The following is an 18,664-nucleotide window of genomic DNA, read 5'->3' as shown; positions in this document are numbered from 1 at the left end:
CCGATGGTTCAGGTCAGCGTCGCGCTGTCATCCCAGCCAGCCGCGCTCGGCCAGCGATACGGGCCGGCCGTCGCCGATCACGAAGTGGTCCAGCAGGCGGATATCCACCAGCTCCAATGCGCCCAGCAGACGCCGGGTGACCGCGCGGTCGGCCTCGGACGGTTCCGGATTGCCGGACGGGTGGTTGTGCCCGACGATCACCGCCGCGGCATTGTGCAGTAGCGCCCGCCGCACCACCTCGCGCGGATGGATGTCGGCCCCGTCGATGGTGCCGGTGAACACTTCCTCGAAGGCGATGGCGTGATGGCGGGTGTCCAGGTACAGCACCGCGAACACCTCATAGGGGCGCGGACGCAGCCGTTGCGAAAAGTAGCGGCCGGCGCTGGGCGGGTCGCTGAGCGCATCGCCGCGTTCCAGCGCGCTCAGCAGGTGGCGGTGTGCCAGTTCCAGCCCCGCGCTGAGTTTGCAGGCCGAAGCCGGACCCAGGCCGGGCAGCCGCGCCAGCGCGGGCGCCGTGTGGTCCAGCAGCACGCGCAGCGGGCCGTGACGCAGCAGCAGGTTGCGCCCGGTCTGGACGGCGTCCTGGCCGCGCAGGCCGGAGCCGACAAAGATCGCCAGCAGCTCGGCATCGGACAGGGCAGTCGCCCCGCGCGCCAGAAGTTTCTCGCGCGGGCGTTCGTGGGTGGGCCAGTCGTGAATGTGCATATGGCGAGATTGCCGGTGCTCATCGCTCACGCCTATCAGGCCGGACGGGGGCATCGGCTAATCTAGTTGTCCTTGTAACCGTAGGACGACTCCGACGTGATCGGCTCCACTCAGGCCCGCCCCCTGGACGGACAGCGCTTGCTGCTGTGCGTCGGCGGAGGCATTGCCGCTTACAAATCGCTCGAACTGGTCCGTCGCCTGCGCGACGCCGGCGCACTTGTACAGGTCGCCATGACCAGCGGCGCGCAACAATTCGTCACCCCGCTCAGCTTCCAGGCGCTGTCCGGGCAGCCCACCCGCACCACGTTGTGGGACAGCGCTGCCGAGCAGGCGATGGGACATATCGAACTGGCGCGCTGGGCCGATCAGGTGATCGTCGCCCCGGCCACCGCCGACCTGCTGGCGCGGCTGGCGCATGGCCTGGCCGATGATCTGGTCACCACGCTGTGCCTGGCCACCACCGCGCCGCTGACCGTGGCCCCGGCGATGAACCACCGCATGTGGCTGCACGCGGCCACGCAGGCGAATGTGGCGACCCTGTCCGCACGCGGCGTGCGCGTGGTCGGTCCCGATGACGGCCCGCTGGCCGAAGGCGAATCCGGACCCGGACGGCTGGCCGAGCCGGCGGCGATCATTGCCGCCCTGGCCGGCGGTGCCGGTGCCGGCAGCGCCGCGCCGGTGGCCTCCAGCAGTGCGGTTGCGCCGGCATTCGTGCCCAGCAGCGCGCAGCTGGACGGCCTGCGCATCGTGATCAGCGCCGGCCCCACCTTCGAGGACCTGGATCCGGTGCGTTACGTGGGCAATCGCAGCAGCGGCAAGATGGGCTATGCCCTGGCCGCCGCCGCCGCCGGCCAGGGGGCCGAGGTGGTGCTGGTCAGCGGCCCGGTGCACCAGGCCACCCCGGCCGGCGTGCGGCGGATCGACGTGCGCTCGGCTGCGCAGATGCGCGATGCGGTGCTGGGCGCGTTCCCGGCCGACATCTACATCGGCGCCGCCGCGGTGGCCGACTACACCCCCAAGCGGGTGGTCGCGCAGAAGATCAAGAAGACCGGCGAGACGCTGACCCTGGAACTGGTGCGCACCCCGGACATCCTGGCCGAGGTCGCCGCGCAGACCGGCGCGCTGAAGCTGGTGGTGGGTTTTGCCGCCGAGACGCACGACGTGGAGCATTACGCGCGTGGCAAGCTGGCCGCCAAGCGGCTGGACCTGATCATCGCCAACCAGGTGGGGATCGAGGGCGGCGGCTTCGAAAGCGACAACAACGCCGCCACCGCCTACTGGCAGGGCGGCGAGCGCGCCTTCCCCAGCAGCAGCAAGACCGAACTGGCCGACCAGCTGTTGGCCCTGATCGCGGAGAGATTGCAGGCATGAGCACCCCGACCCAGTCCTTGCAGGTGAAGCTGCTCGACCCGCGCTTCGGCGACCTGTGGCCGCTGCCGGCCTATGCCACCGACGCCAGCGCAGGCATGGACCTGCGCGCCGCGCTGGAAGCGCCGATGACGCTGGAGCCCGGCGATGCGGCGCTGATTCCCAGCGGCATCGCGATCCATCTGGCCGACCCGCAGCTGTGTGCGGTGATCCTGCCGCGCTCGGGCCTGGGCCATCGCCACGGCATCGTGCTCGGCAACGGCACCGGGCTGATCGATGCCGATTACCAGGGGCCGTTGCTGATCAGCACCTGGAATCGCGGTCGCGCCGCCTTCACCATCGAGCCGGGTGACCGCATCGCACAGCTGGTGATCCTGCCGATCGTGCGCGTGGGCTTGCAAGTGGTGGATACTTTCGTCGACAGCGCGCGGGGAGCGGGTGGATTCGGCCACACCGGCGTGCGCTGACGGGGGACGTCACATGAGCAAGACGAGCGAGCGCAGGCAGTCAATGTCCAGCGTGCGTACGCGTGGTCCGGTGTTGGGGGGAGTGTTGTTGCTGCTGGCTGCCTGGTTCGGCTGGAGCAGCTACACGCAATGGCGCAAGGATGCGGTTGCGCAGGACCTGGAACAGGCGCGCGACCGCGCCGTGCAGGACGTCAGCCAGGCCATGGCGCAGCAGGCCAGCCAGCTCGATGCCCTGCTCAAGCAGCCGCAGGTCATCGCCGCGTTGGCCAACGGTGACGCGCTGGCGGCGGCCTCGACCATCCGCGAGCGCTTCAAGGGCGCCGAGGACGTGCAGGTCCTGGCTGGCGACCTGACCGCCGCCTACGACAATCCCAAGGACTTCGGTTACGCGCGGCTGAGCCTGCTCGAGTCGGCGCTGGTGGCCAAACGTGCCCAGGTGCACGTGGTGCGCGACGCCAAGCAGGTCCGTCTGGGTGTGGCAGCGGCGGTCACGCTGGGCACGCAGCCGGCGGTGGCGTACGCGCGCCTGCCGTTGTTGCGTCTGACCGGCCCGCTGGATGCGATCGCAGTGCCCGGCAGCGCCTATCTGGCCTTGCGCCAGGGCAGCTACAACGTCGCCCAGCAAGGCGATGTGGCGCTGGCCGATGCCGCCGAGACCCTGGCCAGGCCATTGGGTGACAGCGGCCTGCGCGTGGCCGCCGCGGTGCCGCAACGCGATGAGGGCCCGCTGGGTCTGGGCACCGTCGGCTGCGCGATCGTGGCCGTGCTGCTGCTCGCCATCGCCGTGCTGTTGGTGCTGGCCAGCCGTGGCCGCGTCGCCTTGCCGCGTCGCCGCGTGGCCAGCGAGCCGAGCGCCGACGAACCCACCTTCAGCCAGAGCCTGCAGCACGACGCCAGCCTCGCCAGCGAGGCGCGCGCGCTGGACGCAGATGCGCCGCCCGCGCCGCCGGCGCTGGTGCCGGCCGTGCAGGTCGCCACCGAAATCTTCCGCGCTTACGACATCCGCGGCGTGGTCGGCAAGGACCTCAATCCGGGCGTCGCCGCGTTGATCGGCCAGGCCATCGGCAGCGTGATGCAGGCGCAGGGCCTGCGCGAGGTGGTGGTCGGCCGCGATGGGCGGCTGTCGGGCCCGGAGCTCGCCAATGGCCTGATCGACGGCCTGCGTCGCGCCGGCTGCAAGGTGATCGATGTCGGTCTGGCGCCCACCCCGGTGGTGTATTTCGGCGCCTATGAACTGCGCGCCGGCAGCTGCGTGGCGGTCACCGGCAGCCACAATCCGCCCGACTACAACGGCTTCAAGATCGTCATCGGTGGCCAGACCCTGTCCGGGGCGGCGATCGCCGACCTGCACCAGCGCATCAACGACGGCCGCCTGCACACCGCGGCAACGCCTGGCGAGCTGGAACAGCGCGACATCAGCGACGCCTACATCCAGCGCATCGCCGACGACGTGCAGCTGGACCGCCCGATCAAGGTCGTGGTGGATGCCGGCAACGGCGTGGCCGGTGAGATCGCGCCGCGCCTGCTGGAAGCCATCGGTGCCGAGGTCATCCCGTTGTACTGCGAGATCGACGGCACCTTCCCCAACCATCACCCCGACCCGAGCGAGCCGCACAACCTCGACGATCTGGTGAAGATGGTGCAGCGCTTCGATGCCGATATCGGCGTGGCCTTCGATGGCGACGCCGATCGTCTGGGCGTGGTCACCAAGCAAGGCACCATGGTGTTCCCGGACCGTCTGCTGATGCTGTTCGCCGCCGACGTGCTGCAGCGCAATCCCGGTGCGTTGGTGATCTACGACGTCAAGTGCACCGGAAAGCTGTCCGACCACGTGCTGCGCAATGGCGGCAGCCCGCTGATGTGGAAGACCGGGCACTCGCTGATCAAGGCCAAGATGCGCGAGACCGACGCCGAACTGGCCGGCGAGATGAGCGGGCACTTCTTCTTCAAGGAGCGCTGGTACGGCTTCGACGACGGCATCTATGCGGCCGCACGCCTGCTGGAAATCCTGGCCCAGCGTGAGCAGACCCCGTCGGAGGTGCTGGAGGCCTTGCCCGAAAGCGTGTCCACGCCGGAAATCAAGGTGCCGGTGGACGGTGATGCGCATGCACTGGTCGCGCGTTTCGTCGAGCGCGCCCAGGCTGGCGAGGAATCGCCGTTCGAATCGGCGCGGCTGTCGACGATCGACGGACTGCGCGCGGACTTCGCCGACGGCTGGGGCCTGGTGCGTGCCTCCAACACCACGCCGATCCTGGTGCTGCGGTTCGAGGCCGACACCGAAGCCGCATTGGAGCGGATTCGCGGGCTGTTCCGCAGCCAGTTGCAGGCCCTGCTGCCGGACCATCCACTGGACTTTTGACCGACCGGTGCGTCAGGGGCGCCTGCCTTGCCGGCATGCCGGCAGGGCGGGTCGCGGCGCCGCAACCCGCCGCAGTGGCCGATCACACCGTGCTCGGCGCTGGCAGATGTCGGCGATCACCGCAGCGTGCAGCCCGCCTTGACCGACGTAGGCGACCGACGTCAGACGTCGCCCGAACAGACGGCGCTCGACGTCAACGTTGATCGGGCGGACGTCGCTCGCACAGATCCCGCAATGCTGACCGGCGAAGACACGCAACAGTCTGTCTGGCTCGCGCCGGACCGACGCGCGCGATCACGGTCACCTGTCTCCCGGACCCGGCATGCGTGGACCTGCAGTCCCGACGCCGTGCGCAGCGTGGTCGTGCAGCAGCCAGACCGTATCCCAGTACGGATACCCGCCGATCTGCGCGGCCAGCCCTGCGCGTAACGGCAACGCCACCAGCGCGCGCGCGAACTGTCGATGGTCGTCATGCGGGGCAAGCGCCGACGCCTGCATCTGCGGCTGCCACACCGTCCCACCGCGGCCACGTGCGCGATTGACCGCCCCGGCGGCGACCTGCCGCGCAACGGCAGCCATGTGCAGCAGCGCAGCCTTGCCCGGTGCCTGCAGCAGCGCACACCAGCAATCGGGCAGCAGCACCCAGCACAGCAACTGCGCGCCCTGCCAGTGACCGGCCGCCGCCAGGCTCGCCGCCGCGGCCCGCGCGCAGCGCCAGTCGGCAAACAACGGCACCTGCTGATGCGTGTGCAGCCGCAAATGCCAGTGCGCCGCAATCTGCGCCGACCCGGACAAGGAACGATGGAGAAGCGCACTGGACATGCGCACAGCATGCCGATGAGCAAACAGCCGCGGCATCGGCGGCGCGCCTCATCTCCGGTCGGTCACCAGCGCATCGCGGTGTACGAAGAAACCCATTGACTGTCGGATATCGCACGCCTGGCGTTACCCACCACAAGGCAGAGCCGATGCAGCCTGCTGCACCAGCTCAGTTGCGCCACCGGCACCACCTCAAAAGCCTGGAGACCTGGCGCACCAATCACCAGCAACCGGTCACAGCACCCGCGAACCGCGATTCCCCAATCCCGATTCCCCGCTCAATGCACCGCCCGGTCGCGCTTCCACCCGCGATGCTTCACATCCAGATACAGGCTGTAGAACGCGGTGAACGCCGGGAACAGGTTCTGCAGCACGCCCACCGAATCCTGCTTGGCCGAGAACACGAAGTAGCTCAGCGTCATCAGGCTGCCGACCACGCTCATGTACCAGAACATGCGCGGGATCACCGGCTTGCCGGCGCGCTTGGAAGCGACAAACTGCACCAGCCAGCGGCCGCCGAACATCAGTGCGCCCACATAGCCGATCAGCTTCCAGCCGGTGACATGCAGCCCGGTCCAGTACAGCCAGGTCAGTGGCTGGTCCAGCCAATGCAGTTCCATCAGCGCTCCTGCACCACGGTGCGCCTGCTGCGGGTGATCAGCCAGGCCACGCCGCGCAGGTCGCGGATGCCGACCAGCGCGCGATTGAGATTGTTGTACTTGGACACGCCGGCGGTGCGATGGCGGTGGTGCACCGGCACGCTCACCGTGCGCCAGCCGGCGCGCTGCATCAATGCCGGCAGATAGCGGTGCATATGATCGAAGTAGGGCAGGTCCAGGAACGCCTCGCGCTCGAACAGCTTGATGCCGCAGCCGGTATCGGGCGTGTTGTCGTGCAGCATGCGCGAGCGGATCGCGTTGGCCCACTTGCTGGCCCAGCGCTTGGACCCCGAATCCTGGCGGTTGACCCGCCAGCCGGCGAACAGCTTCACCCGCGCATCGGCGCTGGCGCGCGCGGTCAGCAGCTTGGGAATGTCGGCCGGATCGTTCTGGCCGTCGCCATCGAGCGTGGCGATCCAGCTCGCACGGGCGGCCTTGACGCCATTGCGCACCGCTGTGCTCTGGCCGCTCTGGGTCACATGATGCAGCACCCGCAGTTCCGGCGTGGTGGTCTTCAGGCCTTGCAGCACCGCCAGCGTGTCATCGCGCGAGTGGTCGTCGACATAGACGATCTCGAACGCCACCAGCCCGCGCAAGGCGGCGACGATCTCACCGACCAGCGCGGCGACGTTATCGCGCTCGTTGAACACCGGGACGACAACGGAAAGCTGAGGGTGGCTCATGGATTCGTGGTGGCCAGATGAAGGCTGAGCGAAAAGATCGCGCATTGTGCCCTGACTGTCTGAGTCAGGCATGAAGCACGCGCGCGTTGTGTGCGGTGGAGCGCGCGCAAAGCGGACTGTAGCGTGTATGCATGCCCCAAAGCGCCGGCTGTGTGGCCGGCAAGGCGCCGCGCGCCGCGTCCGGATGGTGCAGGGTGGGGCGCGAATGCTCAACGTCCGGCGCGCCGTCCTGCAGATGCGCGCCTCGCTACGGGCGGACTCGCGGCGATGTGCTATCGCCTGGCCGCCTGACCGCTACCACCATCATTCCGGCTGCGCCGCGGTGGCAGGTGCCGGCTAGGCGCGCTCGCCGAAATAATGGCGGCACCACTCCACCACCTGTGGCAAGCCGCGCTCGACCGGGGTGGCCGGCTCGAAGCCGAAGGCGGCCTGCGCGCGCTGCGTATCGGCCATGGTGCGGATCATGTCGCCCGGCTGCATCGGCCGGTAGACCTTCTCGGCCGGCCGGCCGGCGGCCTGGGCGATCACGTCGATGAAGTATTCCAGTTCCACCGGGGTGTGGTTGCCCAGGTTGAACACCCGGTGCGGCACCGGCTCGCTGCTGGGCGTGTCCAGCGCGCCCAGCACGCCGGCCACGATGTCGTCGACGAAGGTGAAATCGCGCTGCATCCTGCCGTGGTTGAACACCTCGATCGGCCGCCCCGCCAGCACCGCGCGGCTGAAGATCAACGGCGCCATGTCCGGCCGTCCCCATGGCCCGTACACGGTGAAAAACCGCAGCCCGGTCGCGCGCAGGCCGTACAGCTGCGCATAGGTATAGCCCATCAGCTCGTTGGCGGCCTTGGTCGCCGCATACAGCGAGCGCGGCTGGTCCACGCGCTGGTCCTCGGAAAACGGCGGGGTGGCCGAATCGCCGTAGACCGAACTGCTCGACGCATACACCAGGTGCTGCACGCCGCGGTGCCGGCACAGCTCGAGCATGTTGACGAAGCCGACCAAGTTGCTGTCGACGTAGGCGGACGGGTTTTCCAGCGAGTAACGCACCCCGGCCTGCGCGGCCAGATGCACCACGCGCGTGGGCCGGACCTGCTCGAACAACGCGGCCAGGCCGTCGCGGTCGGTCAGGTCCAGCGTGCGGATGTCCATGCCCGGGCACAACGCCGCCACCCGGTCGCGCTTGAGCTGCGGGTCGTAATAGCTGTTGTAGTTGTCCAGGCCCACCACCGACTCACCGCGCGCAGCCAGCGCGCGGCAGGTGTAGGCCCCGATGAAACCGGCGGCGCCGGTGACGAGAATGGTCATTGCAATGGTCCTGAAGATGTCGAAGGCAGGCGAGCGGCAAGCGGGCTCAGAACAGCCCGAAGCGCTTTTTGGCGACGTTGACGCGATCAAGCGCAATGATGTCCCTAATCCCCCTGGCATCGAAGCGATCCAGCAACGCGTCGCTGCCGTCCTTCAGTTTCAGCGCCATCTCCTCCGGGTACAGCGGCACCACCGTCATGAACACGATGGTCTTGTCGGCATCGATGACCAGGCGCGCAAATTCCTCGGGCGTGCTCACCGGCGGCAGCACGATGGCGCCATCGAAGCGCACGCCGGGTGCGTAGGGTTCGGCCGGATGGCCATTGGGGATGGTATGGCCGAAGCCCAGCCAGGTCTCGAACGTGTGCGGCAGCCGGGCCAGGGTCTTGAGCAGGCGGATCGGCCAGTAGTGGCGCGGGTCTTCGAAGTCGCGCTGGTCCAGCGGCCAATCGGCGGGCAGGCTCAGCATCAGCTCCATGTACTGCGGCGCTTCCACCTCTTCGGGCAGGGTCATCGGCAGGTCGCTCATGCCCGAGGTCACCAGCCGCAGGTAGGGGACGTCCTCGGTGGCGGGCACCACATGCACGTCCAGATGCACGGCATCGGAGATGATCTCGTGCAGAACGCCCGAGATCGGTCCCAGATGCCGCTCGATATGTGCGCTGATCCGCTCGATGCAGTCACCGCCGTGTGCGGGAGCGAACTGCTTTTCCTGCGCGTGCAGCATCATCGTGCTGCCGCCCGGGCTGATCTGGTCGTGTTCAGTGCTCATGGGATTGCTCCTGTTGATGGCAGCGCCTGACCGCGTGCGCGCACTCACCCCAGCCGGAGCGGTGCCTGGCTGGCCAGCGTTGCCTTGCGTTCGGCGCTGAACGCCCACCACGGCAGCGGCGCCTCGCCCTGCATGAAGCGCGTGATCGACAGGAACACGTCGATCACGCAGGGGTCGTGCAGCACGCCGGTACACAGGCACAGCTGCGCATACATGTCGTAGGCATCGCGACCGCGCAATTGCGCGGCAACGCGGATGCCGATCCGCTGCAGATCCTTTTCGCAGGCCGGCCCCACGTTCGGCAGGTCGGTCAGATGCAACAGGTGCTTGCGATCGACCTTGACGGGATTCATTGCCGGGACTGCTCCTGGTGGGTCCGCAGAGAACTCAGCTGCGCTGCACGCGCAGGCGTTCGAGCACGCCGTCCAGCGTGTCCAGGTCGGTGTAGTGGATCACCAGCTTGCCCTTGCCGCCGCGGCCGTGGTTGAACACCACCTTGGTGCCCAGCGATTCGGACAGTTCGGTCTCCAGCGAGGCGATATCGGCCTGCGGCGCGGCAGCGGCCGGCTTGCCCTTGCGCAACGCGCCGGGCACCTTGCCGGCGGCGAACTGCTGCGCACGGTGTTCGACCTCACGCACCGACCAGCCCTGGTCGGCCGCTTCCTGCGCCAGCTTGCTGGCCAGCTCCGGCGCCAGGGTGAGCAGCGCACGCGCATGGCCCATTTCCAGACGGCGGGTTTCCAGCAGCACGCGGATGGCCACCGGCAATTCCAGCAGCCGCAGCAGGTTGGACACCGACGCACGCGAGCGGCCCACCGCGCCGGCGGCCTCGGCGTGGGTCAGCGAAAATTCGTCGATCAAGCGCTGCAGCGCCTGCGCTTCTTCCAGCGGGTTGAGGTCTTCGCGCTGGATGTTCTCGATCAGCGCCATCGCGATGACGGTGCGGTCGTCCAGCTCGCGCACCACCACCGGCACCTCGCTCAGCCCGGCCAGCTGCGAGGCGCGCCAGCGGCGTTCGCCGGCCACGATCTCGAACTGCCCCGGCGCCAGCTCGCGCGCCACGATCGGCTGGATCACCCCCTGCGCCTTGATCGACTCCGCCAGCTCGGCCAGCTTGACCTCGTCCATCTCCTTGCGCGGCTGGTACTTGCCCGGCTGCAGCTGGCTGACCGGCAACTGGCGCAGGCTGTCGCCCGGCTGCAGCGCTTCCTCGCTGGCCGCGCTCGGCGCCGCCGCGGCGGCCGCGCCCTTCGGTCCCAACAGCGCTTCCAGGCCACGGCCCAGGCCACGCTTCTTTGCGGGGATCGGCTTGTTCATCAGACGGTCTCCACGGGCCGGTAGGCCTTGTTGCGGTCGTTCTGGCGGCGCAGGATTTCGCTGGCCAGCCCCAGGTAGGCCACGCCACCGCGCGAGGTGCGGTCGTAACCGACGATGCTCTGGCCATGGCTGGGCGCCTCGGCCAGGCGCACGTTGCGCGGCACGATGGTGCGGAACACCTTGTCGCCGAAATGCTCGGTCAGCTCGGCCGACACCGCGTTGGCCAGGTTGTTGCGGATGTCGAACATCGTGCGCAGCACACCTTCGATTTCCAGCGCCGGATTGAGGTTGGCGCGCAAGGCCTCGATGGTTTCCAGCAGCGCGGTCAGTCCTTCCAGTGCGTAGTACTCGCACTGCATCGGCACGATGATCGAGTCGGCCGCGGTCAAGGCATTGAGCGTCAGCAGCGACAACGCCGGCGGGCAGTCGATCAGGATGAAGTCGTACTCGTCGCGGATCGGTGCCAGTGCGCGCTTGAGCCGCTGTTCGCGCTCGCCCTGATCCATCAGCTGGATCTCGGCAGCGGTCAGGTCGATGTTGCCCGGCAGCAGGTCGAAGCCTTCCGGCGCGGTGACCCGGATCTCGGCGGCGGTGTTTTCGCCCAGCAACAGGTCGCACGTCGAGGCGGCCACATCGCGCTTGTCGATGCCGCTGCCCATGGTGGCGTTGCCCTGCGAGTCCAGATCCACCAGCAACACACGCTTGGGCGCGCGCGCCAGGCCGGCCGCCAGATTGACCGCGGTCGTGGTCTTGCCGACGCCGCCTTTCTGGTTGGCAATGGCGATGATCCGGGCCATGCGGGAGAGCCTCGTGGGCAGGGAGTAAGACCGGCCATTATGCGGGCAGGGCGTCGGATCGGGAAATGCCGCCTGCCGCAGTGCGCCGCACGGGTGGCAATGACGGCGGGCCGGTCAGCCGGCAGGCGCAGTGGCGGCCGGCGGTTCCTTCATCGCCCGGTAGCGCTGCAGGATGTCGGCGATCTCGCCGTCCAGCGCCACCCGTTGCTGCTCGAAGCTGGTCTGCAGACGCAGCTGCGCCAGCAGCTCGCGATGGCGTTGCTGGATGTCGGCGGCCAGCTTGTCGGCCACCGCCTGGCCGGCCAGTTCGCGGTCGCCGGCGCTGCGCAGCATGCTGGCCAGCCCTTCGCGCAGGCTGGTCACATTGAAGCGCGCGGTGTGGATGTTGTTGTCGACGATGGCGATGCGCTCGTTGAACACCCGGCGCAGGTCGTCCTCGCTCTGGTAGGACATCAGCATCGCCTGGTCGGTGCGCTGGCGCATCTGCTCGGCGGCCAGATCGGCCTGGCGTTGCTGCTCGCTGGCAGCGGCGGCGGCCCGCTCGTCGCTGCTCATGGCGCGCTGCACCTCGGCGCTGCGCAGGCCGCTCCTGGCGTTGAACTCGTCGCGCGCCTGGTTCACCGCTTCCGGCGGCAGCGTATCGCTGCACACCCGGGCGCCGTTCTGGTTCCAGCAATACAACGTCTTCGCGGCCGGCTTGTCCTGCGCGATGGCAGGTGCGGCGGCCACGGCCACCGCAACGGCGGCGAATAACGCCAAACGGGTGTGTCTTGGCATCATCGCAGCCCCCTGTCGCCTGCCGTCAGCCTGTGGTGTCGGTGCCGTAACGGCCACGATAGGCCAGCAGCGGTTCCCGGAAGCCCACAAGGTCGGCGTTTCCTGCCGCAAAAGCAAGCAGGTCGCCCAGGTTGGCCACCGCGATCACCGGGATGCCGGCCTCGGCCGCCACCGCCTGCGCGGCCGAGCGGCGATCCTGCTCGGAGGCGATCTCCTGCCGGTCCAGCGCCACCACGATCCCGGACGGAACGCCGCCAGCGCCACGGATGATGCCCAGCGCCTCGCGGATCGCGGTGCCGGCGGTGATCACGTCGTCGACGATCAGTACCTTGCGCCCCTGAAGCGGCGCACCGATCAGGCTGCCGCCCTCGCCATGGTCCTTGGCTTCCTTGCGGTTGAACGCCAGCGGCAGGTCGCGCCCGCGCCCGGCGTAGGCGCAGGCCAGCGCGGTCGCCAGCGGGATGCCCTTGTAGGCCGGGCCGAACAGCAGGTCGAAGTCCACCCCGGCCGCATCGATCGCATCGGCATAGCACTGCGCCAGCTGCGCAGTCTTGGCGCCCGAATCGAAGCGCCCGGCATTGAAGAAATACGGGCTGAGCCGCCCGGACTTGAGCGTGAACTCGCCAAAGCGCAGGGCATCGGCGCCCAGGGCCAGCTGCAGGAAACGGGTGCGGTGGTCGGTCATTGGACGGGAATGGGGAATAGGGAATCGAGAATGGTAAACGCATCGTGCGCCGGCAGCCTTCCGCATGCGCCTGGGGTAGGCTTTACGATTCCCCATTCCCAACTCCCCATTCCCGGCCCTTATGCGCATCATCAGTTTCAACGCCAACGGCCTGCGCTCGGCCGTCACCAAGGGTTTCTTCGAGTGGTTCGCCGAGCAGGACGCCGACGTGCTGTGCGTGCAGGAGACCAAGGCCCAGGAGCATCAGCTGGCCGGTGCCAAATTCCTGCCCACCGGCTACAAGGCCTGGTTCCGCGACGCCAGCACCAAGAAGGGCTACAGCGGCGTGGCCATCTACAGCAGGCACGAACCCGATGAAGTGCGCACCGCGCTGGGCTGGCCCGAGTTCGACGAAGAGGGCCGCTACATCGAGGCGCGCTTTGGCAACCTCAGCGTGGTGTCCTTCTATATCCCCTCCGGCTCCTCCGGCGAGTTGCGCCAGGGCTATAAGTTCCAGGTGATGGAATGGCTGCGGCCGATCCTGGATGAATGGCTGGCCAGCGGCCGGCAGTACGTGCTGTGCGGCGACTGGAACATCGTGCGCTCGGCGCTGGACATCAAGAACTGGAAGTCCAACCAGAAGAATTCCGGCTGCCTGCCGCCCGAGCGCGACTGGCTCAACGGCCTGTGCGCCGATGCGCTGGAAGACGCCAATGCCGCCGGCGGCCGCGGCTGGGTCGATACCTACCGCGTGCTGCATCCCCAGGGCCAGGACTACACCTGGTGGAGCAACCGCGGTGCGGCACGCAGCAACAACGTCGGTTGGCGCATCGACTACCAACTGGTCACTCCCGGCCTGCGCGACAAGGTCAAGGCCTGCTCCATCTACCGCGAGCAGCGCTTTTCCGACCACGCGCCGTATGTCGTGGATTACGCGGAGTGAGGAAGGGTGCGCAGCTGGCAGTGACGCGCACCGGGACGGTTGGCCAAGCCTCACCGTGTTGTGTTTCCGGCCGCGTCGTGGAGATGCATGTCGAGGGCGTGCAGGCCGTGCCTGGCCGCAGCTTGATGGCTGTGGATCCTTCCGGGAGCCAATCATGCGTTTCCGGCAGGTCGCTCCGCGCAACGGCCAGTGATACTGCCTGCCCGGCATCGATCAGCCCCCATTCCCAGCGGCCATACGCATGACCACGCCTGCCCCCAACTACAAAGGACTGCGCGGCATCCGGCAGGCCTTCGCCACCCCATCGGCGGCGACCATGGCCCTGCTGGGTTTCGGCAGTGGCCTGCCGTTCCTGCTGATCGCCTCGCAGACCCTGTCCACCCGGCTGCGCGATGTCGGGCTGGATCTGGGCAGCATCGGCCTGATCAGCCTGGCCAGCTTCTTCTACCTGCTCAAGTTCCTGTGGGCGCCGCTGCTCGACCGCTATGCGTTTCCGCTCACCGCGTGGTTGGGGCGCCGGCGTTCCTGGCTGCTGGTCTCGCAACTCGGCGTCACCGCCGGCCTGTTCGCACTGGCGTTTTCGCGCCCGGACATGAGTGTCACCGGCTTGGTCGCCTGGGTGCTGTTCGCCTCGTTCTGGGGCGCCACGCAGGATTCGGTGGTGGATGCCTATCGCATCGAAATCGCCCCGGACACGGCGCAGGCCGCCCTGGCGGCGACCTACACCCTGGGCTACCGGATCGGCCTGATCCTCGGTGGCGCCGGCGCGCTGTACCTGGCCGAATACCTCAACTGGACCTCGGCGTACCTGGCCATGTCGGCGCTGATGCTGCTGCCGATCATCACCACCCTGGTATGCCGCGAGCCGGACCGGCCGCAGCTCACGGTGGTGCGCCGCATCGACGTGGCCGGCGCATTCTGGCAGCCCATTTCCAGTTTCTTTTCCGGCAACGGGCTGGCGCTGGGTATCGTCCTGCTGGCATTTGTCGGCCTGTTCAAGTTCCCGGACCAGGTGATCGGCGTGATGGCCGGGCCGTTCTATCTGGATTCGGGCTACACCAAGGCCGACATCGCCACGGTGTCCAAGCTGTTCGGTGTGTGGATGGGCATCGTCGGCGCGTTTGCCGGCGGTGCGGCGGTGGCTGCGTTCGGCTTCCGGCGCATGCTGCTGGTCGCCGCCCTGGGCGTGGCGCTGTCCAACCTGGCATTTTTGCTGATGGCGCAGAACCCCGGCAAATTGTGGGCGTTCTATGCCGCACTCAGTGCCGACAATCTGTTCCAGGGGTTCGCCGGTACCGTGCTGGTGGCCTTCATGTCATCGCTGACCAATCGCAACTTCACCGCCACCCAGTACGCCTTGCTGGTGTCGCTGGCCAATTTGCCGGGCAAGTTCGCCGGCGGTGTATCCGGATTCCTGGTCGAGGCCACCTCCTACAGCACCTTCTTCATCCTCAGCGCCCTCACCGTGGTTCCCACGCTGGCCCTGCTGGCCTGGCTGTGGCCGCGGCTGGATGCCCGCGACGGGCGCCCGGATTGAAACGTCCGCCAAGGTTGCCGATGATGCCGACGCGGCACTGCATCGCACGAGGAAGGGCATGACCGATCTGGTACTGCGTGACATCGATCCATTGCTGGTGGACAGGATCCGTCGCATCTCCGTCGCACGCGGCTGGACCCAGCACCAGACGGTGATGCATCTGCTCGAACAGGGCCTGTTCGCCAGCGAGTACGACGTCAGCGGCGGCCTGCAGCATCCGGAAGTCGATGTGCTGGCCGAGGCGATCGCCGCGCTCAAGGCGCTGCCGGCGGGGAATACTCCCTAGCGCTGCAAACGGCCAGGCGAGCACGGTATGCGAATGCGGATGGCTCGGTCAGAAGCCCTTGCATGCTGCCGAGAAGAGCCGAGATTACTGTGCATTCGCCGGCTCAACTGCGCACGTCCCCGCCAGCCTCTGCTCAATTGCGTGCTAGTCGGTTGCAGACGAGGCGGGCATCATCAGCAAGCTAGCTTCAGCGAACATGTCACCGCTACCCCTCATTAATTGAGCGCTGGTCGCGTCGCAGAATTCGGGGCGGGGCACCATCAGGAAGCGCGGTAGTGGCATCCAGCGCGCGCCGATCCAGGCCACTCACGCCGGATGGATCGCCCCCAGCAACCGCGGCCCCGCCGCTCCGGTCACCGACGGCAGATTGGCCGCGCGGCCTGCGAGCAACTCCGCGGCCAACCACGCAAACCCCATTGCCTCCAGATAATCAGGATCCAGCCCATGGCGCGCGCTGGATTCCACCACCACGCCCGGCAGTCGCGCCGCCAGGCGCGCCATCAACACCGGATTGCGCACCCCACCACCGCACACCAGCACCCGGCGGGTATCGGGCTGCAGCCGCAGCAACGCGTCGGCGACGCTGGCGGCGGTGAGTTCGAGCAGGGTCGCCTGTATATCGGCCGCGGACGGCGCCGCGTTGCCCGGCGACCGCATCGCCTGCATCGCCCAGTCCAGGTGGAACTGCTCGCGTCCGGTACTCTTGGGCGGTGCGAGCGCAAACCACGGGTCGGCCAACAGCGCCTGCAGCAGCGCCGTATCGACGCGCCCGCTGGCGGCAAACGCACCGTCGGCATCGAACGGCGTGCCGCGATGCTGCTGGCACCAGCTGTCCAGCAACGCATTGGCCGGGCCGGTATCAAAGCCCAGCACCGCGCCACTGCGCGGGATCAAGGTCAGGTTACCGATGCCGCCCAGGTTCAGCACCGCACGGTCCTCGTCGGCGGCGCCCAGCATGGCCAGATGGAAGGCCGGCATCAGCGGTGCGCCCTGGCCGCCGGCAGCCACATCGCGCCGGCGGAAATCGGCCACCGTGGTGATGCCGGTGTGCTCGGCAATCCGGCTCGCATCGCCGATCTGCCAGGTGAAGGCCGGATCGGCCTTGGGGCGATGTCGAATGGTCTGCCCGTGCGAGCCGATCGCGCGAATGCGCCCACGCGCAATGCCGCTGTCGCGGATCAGCTGATTGGCCGCGGCCGCAAACGCCAGCCCCACCTGCGCATCCAGGTGTCCAAGCGCATCGATGGCGATGACCTCGGCGCCCTGGCCCAACGTCACCAGCGTTTCGCGCAGCTGTGGCTCCCAGGCCACCGTGGTGCCTGCGACCAGTTCGCAGCGGCGATGGCCCTCGTCGGTGAAGCGCACCAGCGCCGCATCGATGCCGTCGGCGCTGGTGCCCGACATCAGGCCCAGATAGAGCGGGGATTCAAGATGTTCCGGAGCAGACATGCCAGGGCCAGTTGCACGGTGGTCGTGCAGCTTGTGCAGCCGGGATGGGAGAGTCAACCGGCCTTGCGCGCATCGCGGTGGAAGCAGGGGCGATGCGCTCGCCAGCCAAGCACTCTAAATGTAGTGCCGACTGTCGCGTCGGCACCATGGGGTCCACTTGGTGCTGGCAGCAACCCGATGCCGGCTGCGGCGTCGCGTGAGCCAGAGCCCCCGAACGGAGGCGCAGTCGTGCGATCGGCGGTTGCCAGCGCGGCGGCCGAGAAACCAGCCGCGCCCACTCAACCGCGCGGCTTGCCCTTGGCGGGCTTGCCGGCGTCGGCGTAGATCAACTTCTCCATGCCTTCGATACGCGCCAGTGCCGGCGCCGTCTGCGCGCGGAAGGCGGCCAGCTCGGCGCCCTGCAACGGCTCCGGCGGCGGCATCGTCACCGACATCGGGTTGCGCTGCTGCCCGGCGACGCGGAATTCGTAATGCAGATGCGGGCCGGTCGCCAGGCCGGTCATGCCGACATAGCCGATCACCGTGCCCTGGTTGATGCGCTGGCCGGCCTTGATCTTGCCGAAGCGCGACATGTGCCCGTACAGCGTGCTGAAGTTCCTGCCGTGGTCCAGGATCACCACATTACCGTAGCCGCGCTGGGTGCCGACGAACACCACCCGTGCATCGCCAGCGGCCATGATCGGCGTGCCCGATGCTGCCGCGTAGTCCACGCCCTTGTGCATGCGCATCGTGCCCAGCACCGGATGCTTGCGCGCGCCAAAGGTCGAGCTGATGCGGCTATAGGCCACCGGCATGCGGATGAAGCTCTTCTTCAATGGCCGGCCGTTGATGTCGAAATACTCGGCCGGCTTGCCGGCACGCTCGAAGCGGAAACCGGTGTAGGTCTTGCCGCCGGTGGTGAAGGTCGCCGCCAGGATGTCGCCGGTGTTGATGCGCTCGCCCTCGCGCCAGGTCTCGTCCATCACCACGCTGAAGCGATCGCCCGGCTGCAGATCCTTGTCGAAGTCGATGTCGTACTTGAAGATCTCGTCGGTCATGATCGCCACCGCCGCCGGCGACAGCCCCGACTTGCCGGCCGAGGCGTACAGCGAGCTGCTGATTTCCCCGCTTGCCACCACCGTGCGCGTGGTCGTGGCGCGCTCGGTGACGTTCTCGCGCACGCTGTCGCCCAGCAGGCGCAGCTCCACGCGGTGGCTGTCGTCGCGGTCGAAGCGCAATGCGCGCAGCTCGCCCGGCGTCGGCATGTCGAAGGCGATCTCGGCGCCCGGACGCAGCTTGGTCAGCGCCTCCTTGGTGCCCGGATGCGCCAGCACCTGGTACATCACCGCCGTCGGGATTCCCAATTCGCCGAACAAGGTGCTCAGCGTCTGCCCCGATTTGACCTGCAGGATTTCCCAATCGGTGCTCGGTGCCAGCTGCTTGCGGGCCGGCACCAACGGCGGCAACGGCAGGGCCAGCGTGGAATGGCTGGACAGCGGCGCATCGATGGCATTGGAAAAGCCCGGCACGATCGTGGCCACCAGCGCACCGATGGTCGCGAACAGGCTGGCGTGGATCCAGTGCCGGCGCGTCCATTGGTCGTTGAATGCCGCCGGAAGATGCGCCTTGAGCTTGCGATGCAGGGCAGTGTCGTGGAGGACGTGGAGGCGTTCGTGAAAGCGCCGCTTGCGTGCACGGCCCTGCTCTGAGTTCTGCATCGTTCAAATTCCTCGCTGGCTCGAAGTGCGGGCCCAATCGCCGGTACCATAGACAGCCTGTAA

The 18,664-nt window shown here is 68.0% G+C and carries 19 protein-coding genes; 6 read left to right on the top strand and 13 right to left on the bottom strand.

Features of this window, described 5'->3' with window-relative positions; genetic code table 11:
* Nucleotides 1–27: 27 nt before the first annotated feature.
* Nucleotides 28–705, bottom strand: coding sequence for a RadC family protein (radC, locus tag H7A86_RS18485; protein WP_104584918.1), 678 nt, complete (start codon nucleotides 703–705; stop codon nucleotides 28–30).
* A 96-nt stretch (nucleotides 706–801) separates the two neighbouring features.
* Here radC and coaBC point away from each other — a divergent pair, with 96 nt between their 5' ends.
* Genes coaBC through H7A86_RS18470 form a run of 3 tightly spaced genes read left to right on the top strand, consistent with a single transcriptional unit; the run spans nucleotide 802 to nucleotide 4,899 of the window.
* A complete protein-coding gene (coaBC, locus tag H7A86_RS18480) occupies nucleotides 802–2,076 on the top strand; it encodes a bifunctional phosphopantothenoylcysteine decarboxylase/phosphopantothenate--cysteine ligase CoaBC (RefSeq protein WP_119131656.1) in 1,275 nt (424 codons plus the stop codon).
* On the top strand, nucleotides 2,073–2,540 hold the full coding sequence (gene dut / locus H7A86_RS18475; RefSeq protein WP_104535010.1) for a dUTP diphosphatase: 468 nt from the start codon (nucleotides 2,073–2,075) through the stop codon (nucleotides 2,538–2,540). The genes coaBC and dut overlap by 4 nt, the downstream gene beginning before the upstream one ends.
* Before the next feature lie 13 nt (nucleotides 2,541–2,553).
* Nucleotides 2,554–4,899 carry a phosphomannomutase/phosphoglucomutase gene (locus H7A86_RS18470; protein ID WP_180707940.1) on the top strand — a complete coding sequence of 782 codons (2,346 nt, stop codon included), beginning with the start codon at nucleotides 2,554–2,556 and terminating at the stop codon, nucleotides 4,897–4,899.
* Between the two features lie 300 nt (nucleotides 4,900–5,199).
* Here H7A86_RS18470 and H7A86_RS18465 read toward each other — a convergent pair whose 3' ends face one another.
* The 10 genes from H7A86_RS18465 to pyrE form a co-directional block, all read right to left on the bottom strand.
* Nucleotides 5,200–5,721: a hypothetical protein gene (locus H7A86_RS18465; RefSeq protein ID WP_425509730.1), complete on the bottom strand. Its 522-nt coding sequence runs from the start codon at nucleotides 5,719–5,721 to the stop codon at nucleotides 5,200–5,202.
* A 275-nt stretch (nucleotides 5,722–5,996) separates the two neighbouring features.
* Nucleotides 5,997–6,338, bottom strand: coding sequence for a lipid-A-disaccharide synthase N-terminal domain-containing protein (locus H7A86_RS18460; RefSeq protein WP_039816706.1), 342 nt, complete (start codon nucleotides 6,336–6,338; stop codon nucleotides 5,997–5,999).
* Nucleotides 6,338–7,060, bottom strand: coding sequence for a glycosyltransferase family 2 protein (locus H7A86_RS18455; protein ID WP_119131658.1), 723 nt, complete (start codon nucleotides 7,058–7,060; stop codon nucleotides 6,338–6,340). Before H7A86_RS18455 ends, H7A86_RS18460 begins: the two co-directional genes overlap by 1 nt.
* Before the next feature lie 336 nt (nucleotides 7,061–7,396).
* Nucleotides 7,397–8,362 carry an SDR family NAD(P)-dependent oxidoreductase gene (locus H7A86_RS18450; protein ID WP_104584928.1) on the bottom strand — a complete coding sequence of 322 codons (966 nt, stop codon included), beginning with the start codon at nucleotides 8,360–8,362 and terminating at the stop codon, nucleotides 7,397–7,399.
* A gap of 46 nt (nucleotides 8,363–8,408) precedes the next feature.
* Nucleotides 8,409–9,134: a suppressor of fused domain protein gene (locus tag H7A86_RS18445; protein WP_119131659.1), complete on the bottom strand. Its 726-nt coding sequence runs from the start codon at nucleotides 9,132–9,134 to the stop codon at nucleotides 8,409–8,411.
* 44 nt (nucleotides 9,135–9,178) lie between these two features.
* Nucleotides 9,179–9,487, bottom strand: coding sequence for a helix-hairpin-helix domain-containing protein (locus H7A86_RS18440; protein WP_119131660.1), 309 nt, complete (start codon nucleotides 9,485–9,487; stop codon nucleotides 9,179–9,181).
* A 34-nt stretch (nucleotides 9,488–9,521) separates the two neighbouring features.
* Nucleotides 9,522–10,451: a ParB/RepB/Spo0J family partition protein gene (locus H7A86_RS18435; RefSeq protein ID WP_104649987.1), complete on the bottom strand. Its 930-nt coding sequence runs from the start codon at nucleotides 10,449–10,451 to the stop codon at nucleotides 9,522–9,524.
* Nucleotides 10,451–11,248 (bottom strand): ParA family protein, encoded by a 798-nt coding sequence (locus H7A86_RS18430; protein WP_104584936.1) that lies wholly within the window; start codon nucleotides 11,246–11,248, stop codon nucleotides 10,451–10,453. The genes H7A86_RS18435 and H7A86_RS18430 overlap by 1 nt, the downstream gene beginning before the upstream one ends.
* 114 nt (nucleotides 11,249–11,362) lie before the next feature.
* Nucleotides 11,363–12,007, bottom strand: coding sequence for a hypothetical protein (locus tag H7A86_RS18425; RefSeq protein ID WP_180707939.1), 645 nt, complete (start codon nucleotides 12,005–12,007; stop codon nucleotides 11,363–11,365).
* A 43-nt stretch (nucleotides 12,008–12,050) separates the two neighbouring features.
* A complete protein-coding gene (pyrE, locus tag H7A86_RS18420) occupies nucleotides 12,051–12,710 on the bottom strand; it encodes an orotate phosphoribosyltransferase (protein WP_119131661.1) in 660 nt (219 codons plus the stop codon).
* 121 nt (nucleotides 12,711–12,831) lie between these two features.
* Here pyrE and H7A86_RS18415 point away from each other — a divergent pair, with 121 nt between their 5' ends.
* The 3 genes from H7A86_RS18415 (at nucleotide 12,832) to H7A86_RS18405 (ending at nucleotide 15,455) form a co-directional block, all read left to right on the top strand.
* A complete protein-coding gene (locus H7A86_RS18415; protein ID WP_119131662.1) occupies nucleotides 12,832–13,632 on the top strand; it encodes an exodeoxyribonuclease III in 801 nt (266 codons plus the stop codon).
* A 241-nt stretch (nucleotides 13,633–13,873) separates the two neighbouring features.
* A complete protein-coding gene (locus H7A86_RS18410; protein WP_164739889.1) occupies nucleotides 13,874–15,169 on the top strand; it encodes an AmpG family muropeptide MFS transporter in 1,296 nt (431 codons plus the stop codon).
* A gap of 58 nt (nucleotides 15,170–15,227) precedes the next feature.
* On the top strand, nucleotides 15,228–15,455 hold the full coding sequence (locus H7A86_RS18405; protein ID WP_104584944.1) for a hypothetical protein: 228 nt from the start codon (nucleotides 15,228–15,230) through the stop codon (nucleotides 15,453–15,455).
* A gap of 306 nt (nucleotides 15,456–15,761) precedes the next feature.
* Here the strand turns inward: H7A86_RS18405 and H7A86_RS18400 are convergent, their stop codons facing one another.
* Nucleotides 15,762–16,904 (bottom strand): anhydro-N-acetylmuramic acid kinase, encoded by a 1,143-nt coding sequence (locus H7A86_RS18400; protein ID WP_119131663.1) that lies wholly within the window; start codon nucleotides 16,902–16,904, stop codon nucleotides 15,762–15,764.
* Between the two features lie 278 nt (nucleotides 16,905–17,182).
* Nucleotides 17,183–18,601 (bottom strand): M23 family metallopeptidase, encoded by a 1,419-nt coding sequence (locus H7A86_RS18395; protein ID WP_104649990.1) that lies wholly within the window; start codon nucleotides 18,599–18,601, stop codon nucleotides 17,183–17,185.
* Between the last annotated feature and the right edge of the window lie 63 nt (nucleotides 18,602–18,664).

The sequence above is a fragment of the Xanthomonas euroxanthea genome (genome assembly GCF_903989455.1).
Taxonomy (GTDB): Bacteria; Pseudomonadota; Gammaproteobacteria; order Xanthomonadales; family Xanthomonadaceae; genus Xanthomonas; species Xanthomonas euroxanthea.
This window is presented reverse-complemented; position numbering and strand designations above follow the sequence as displayed.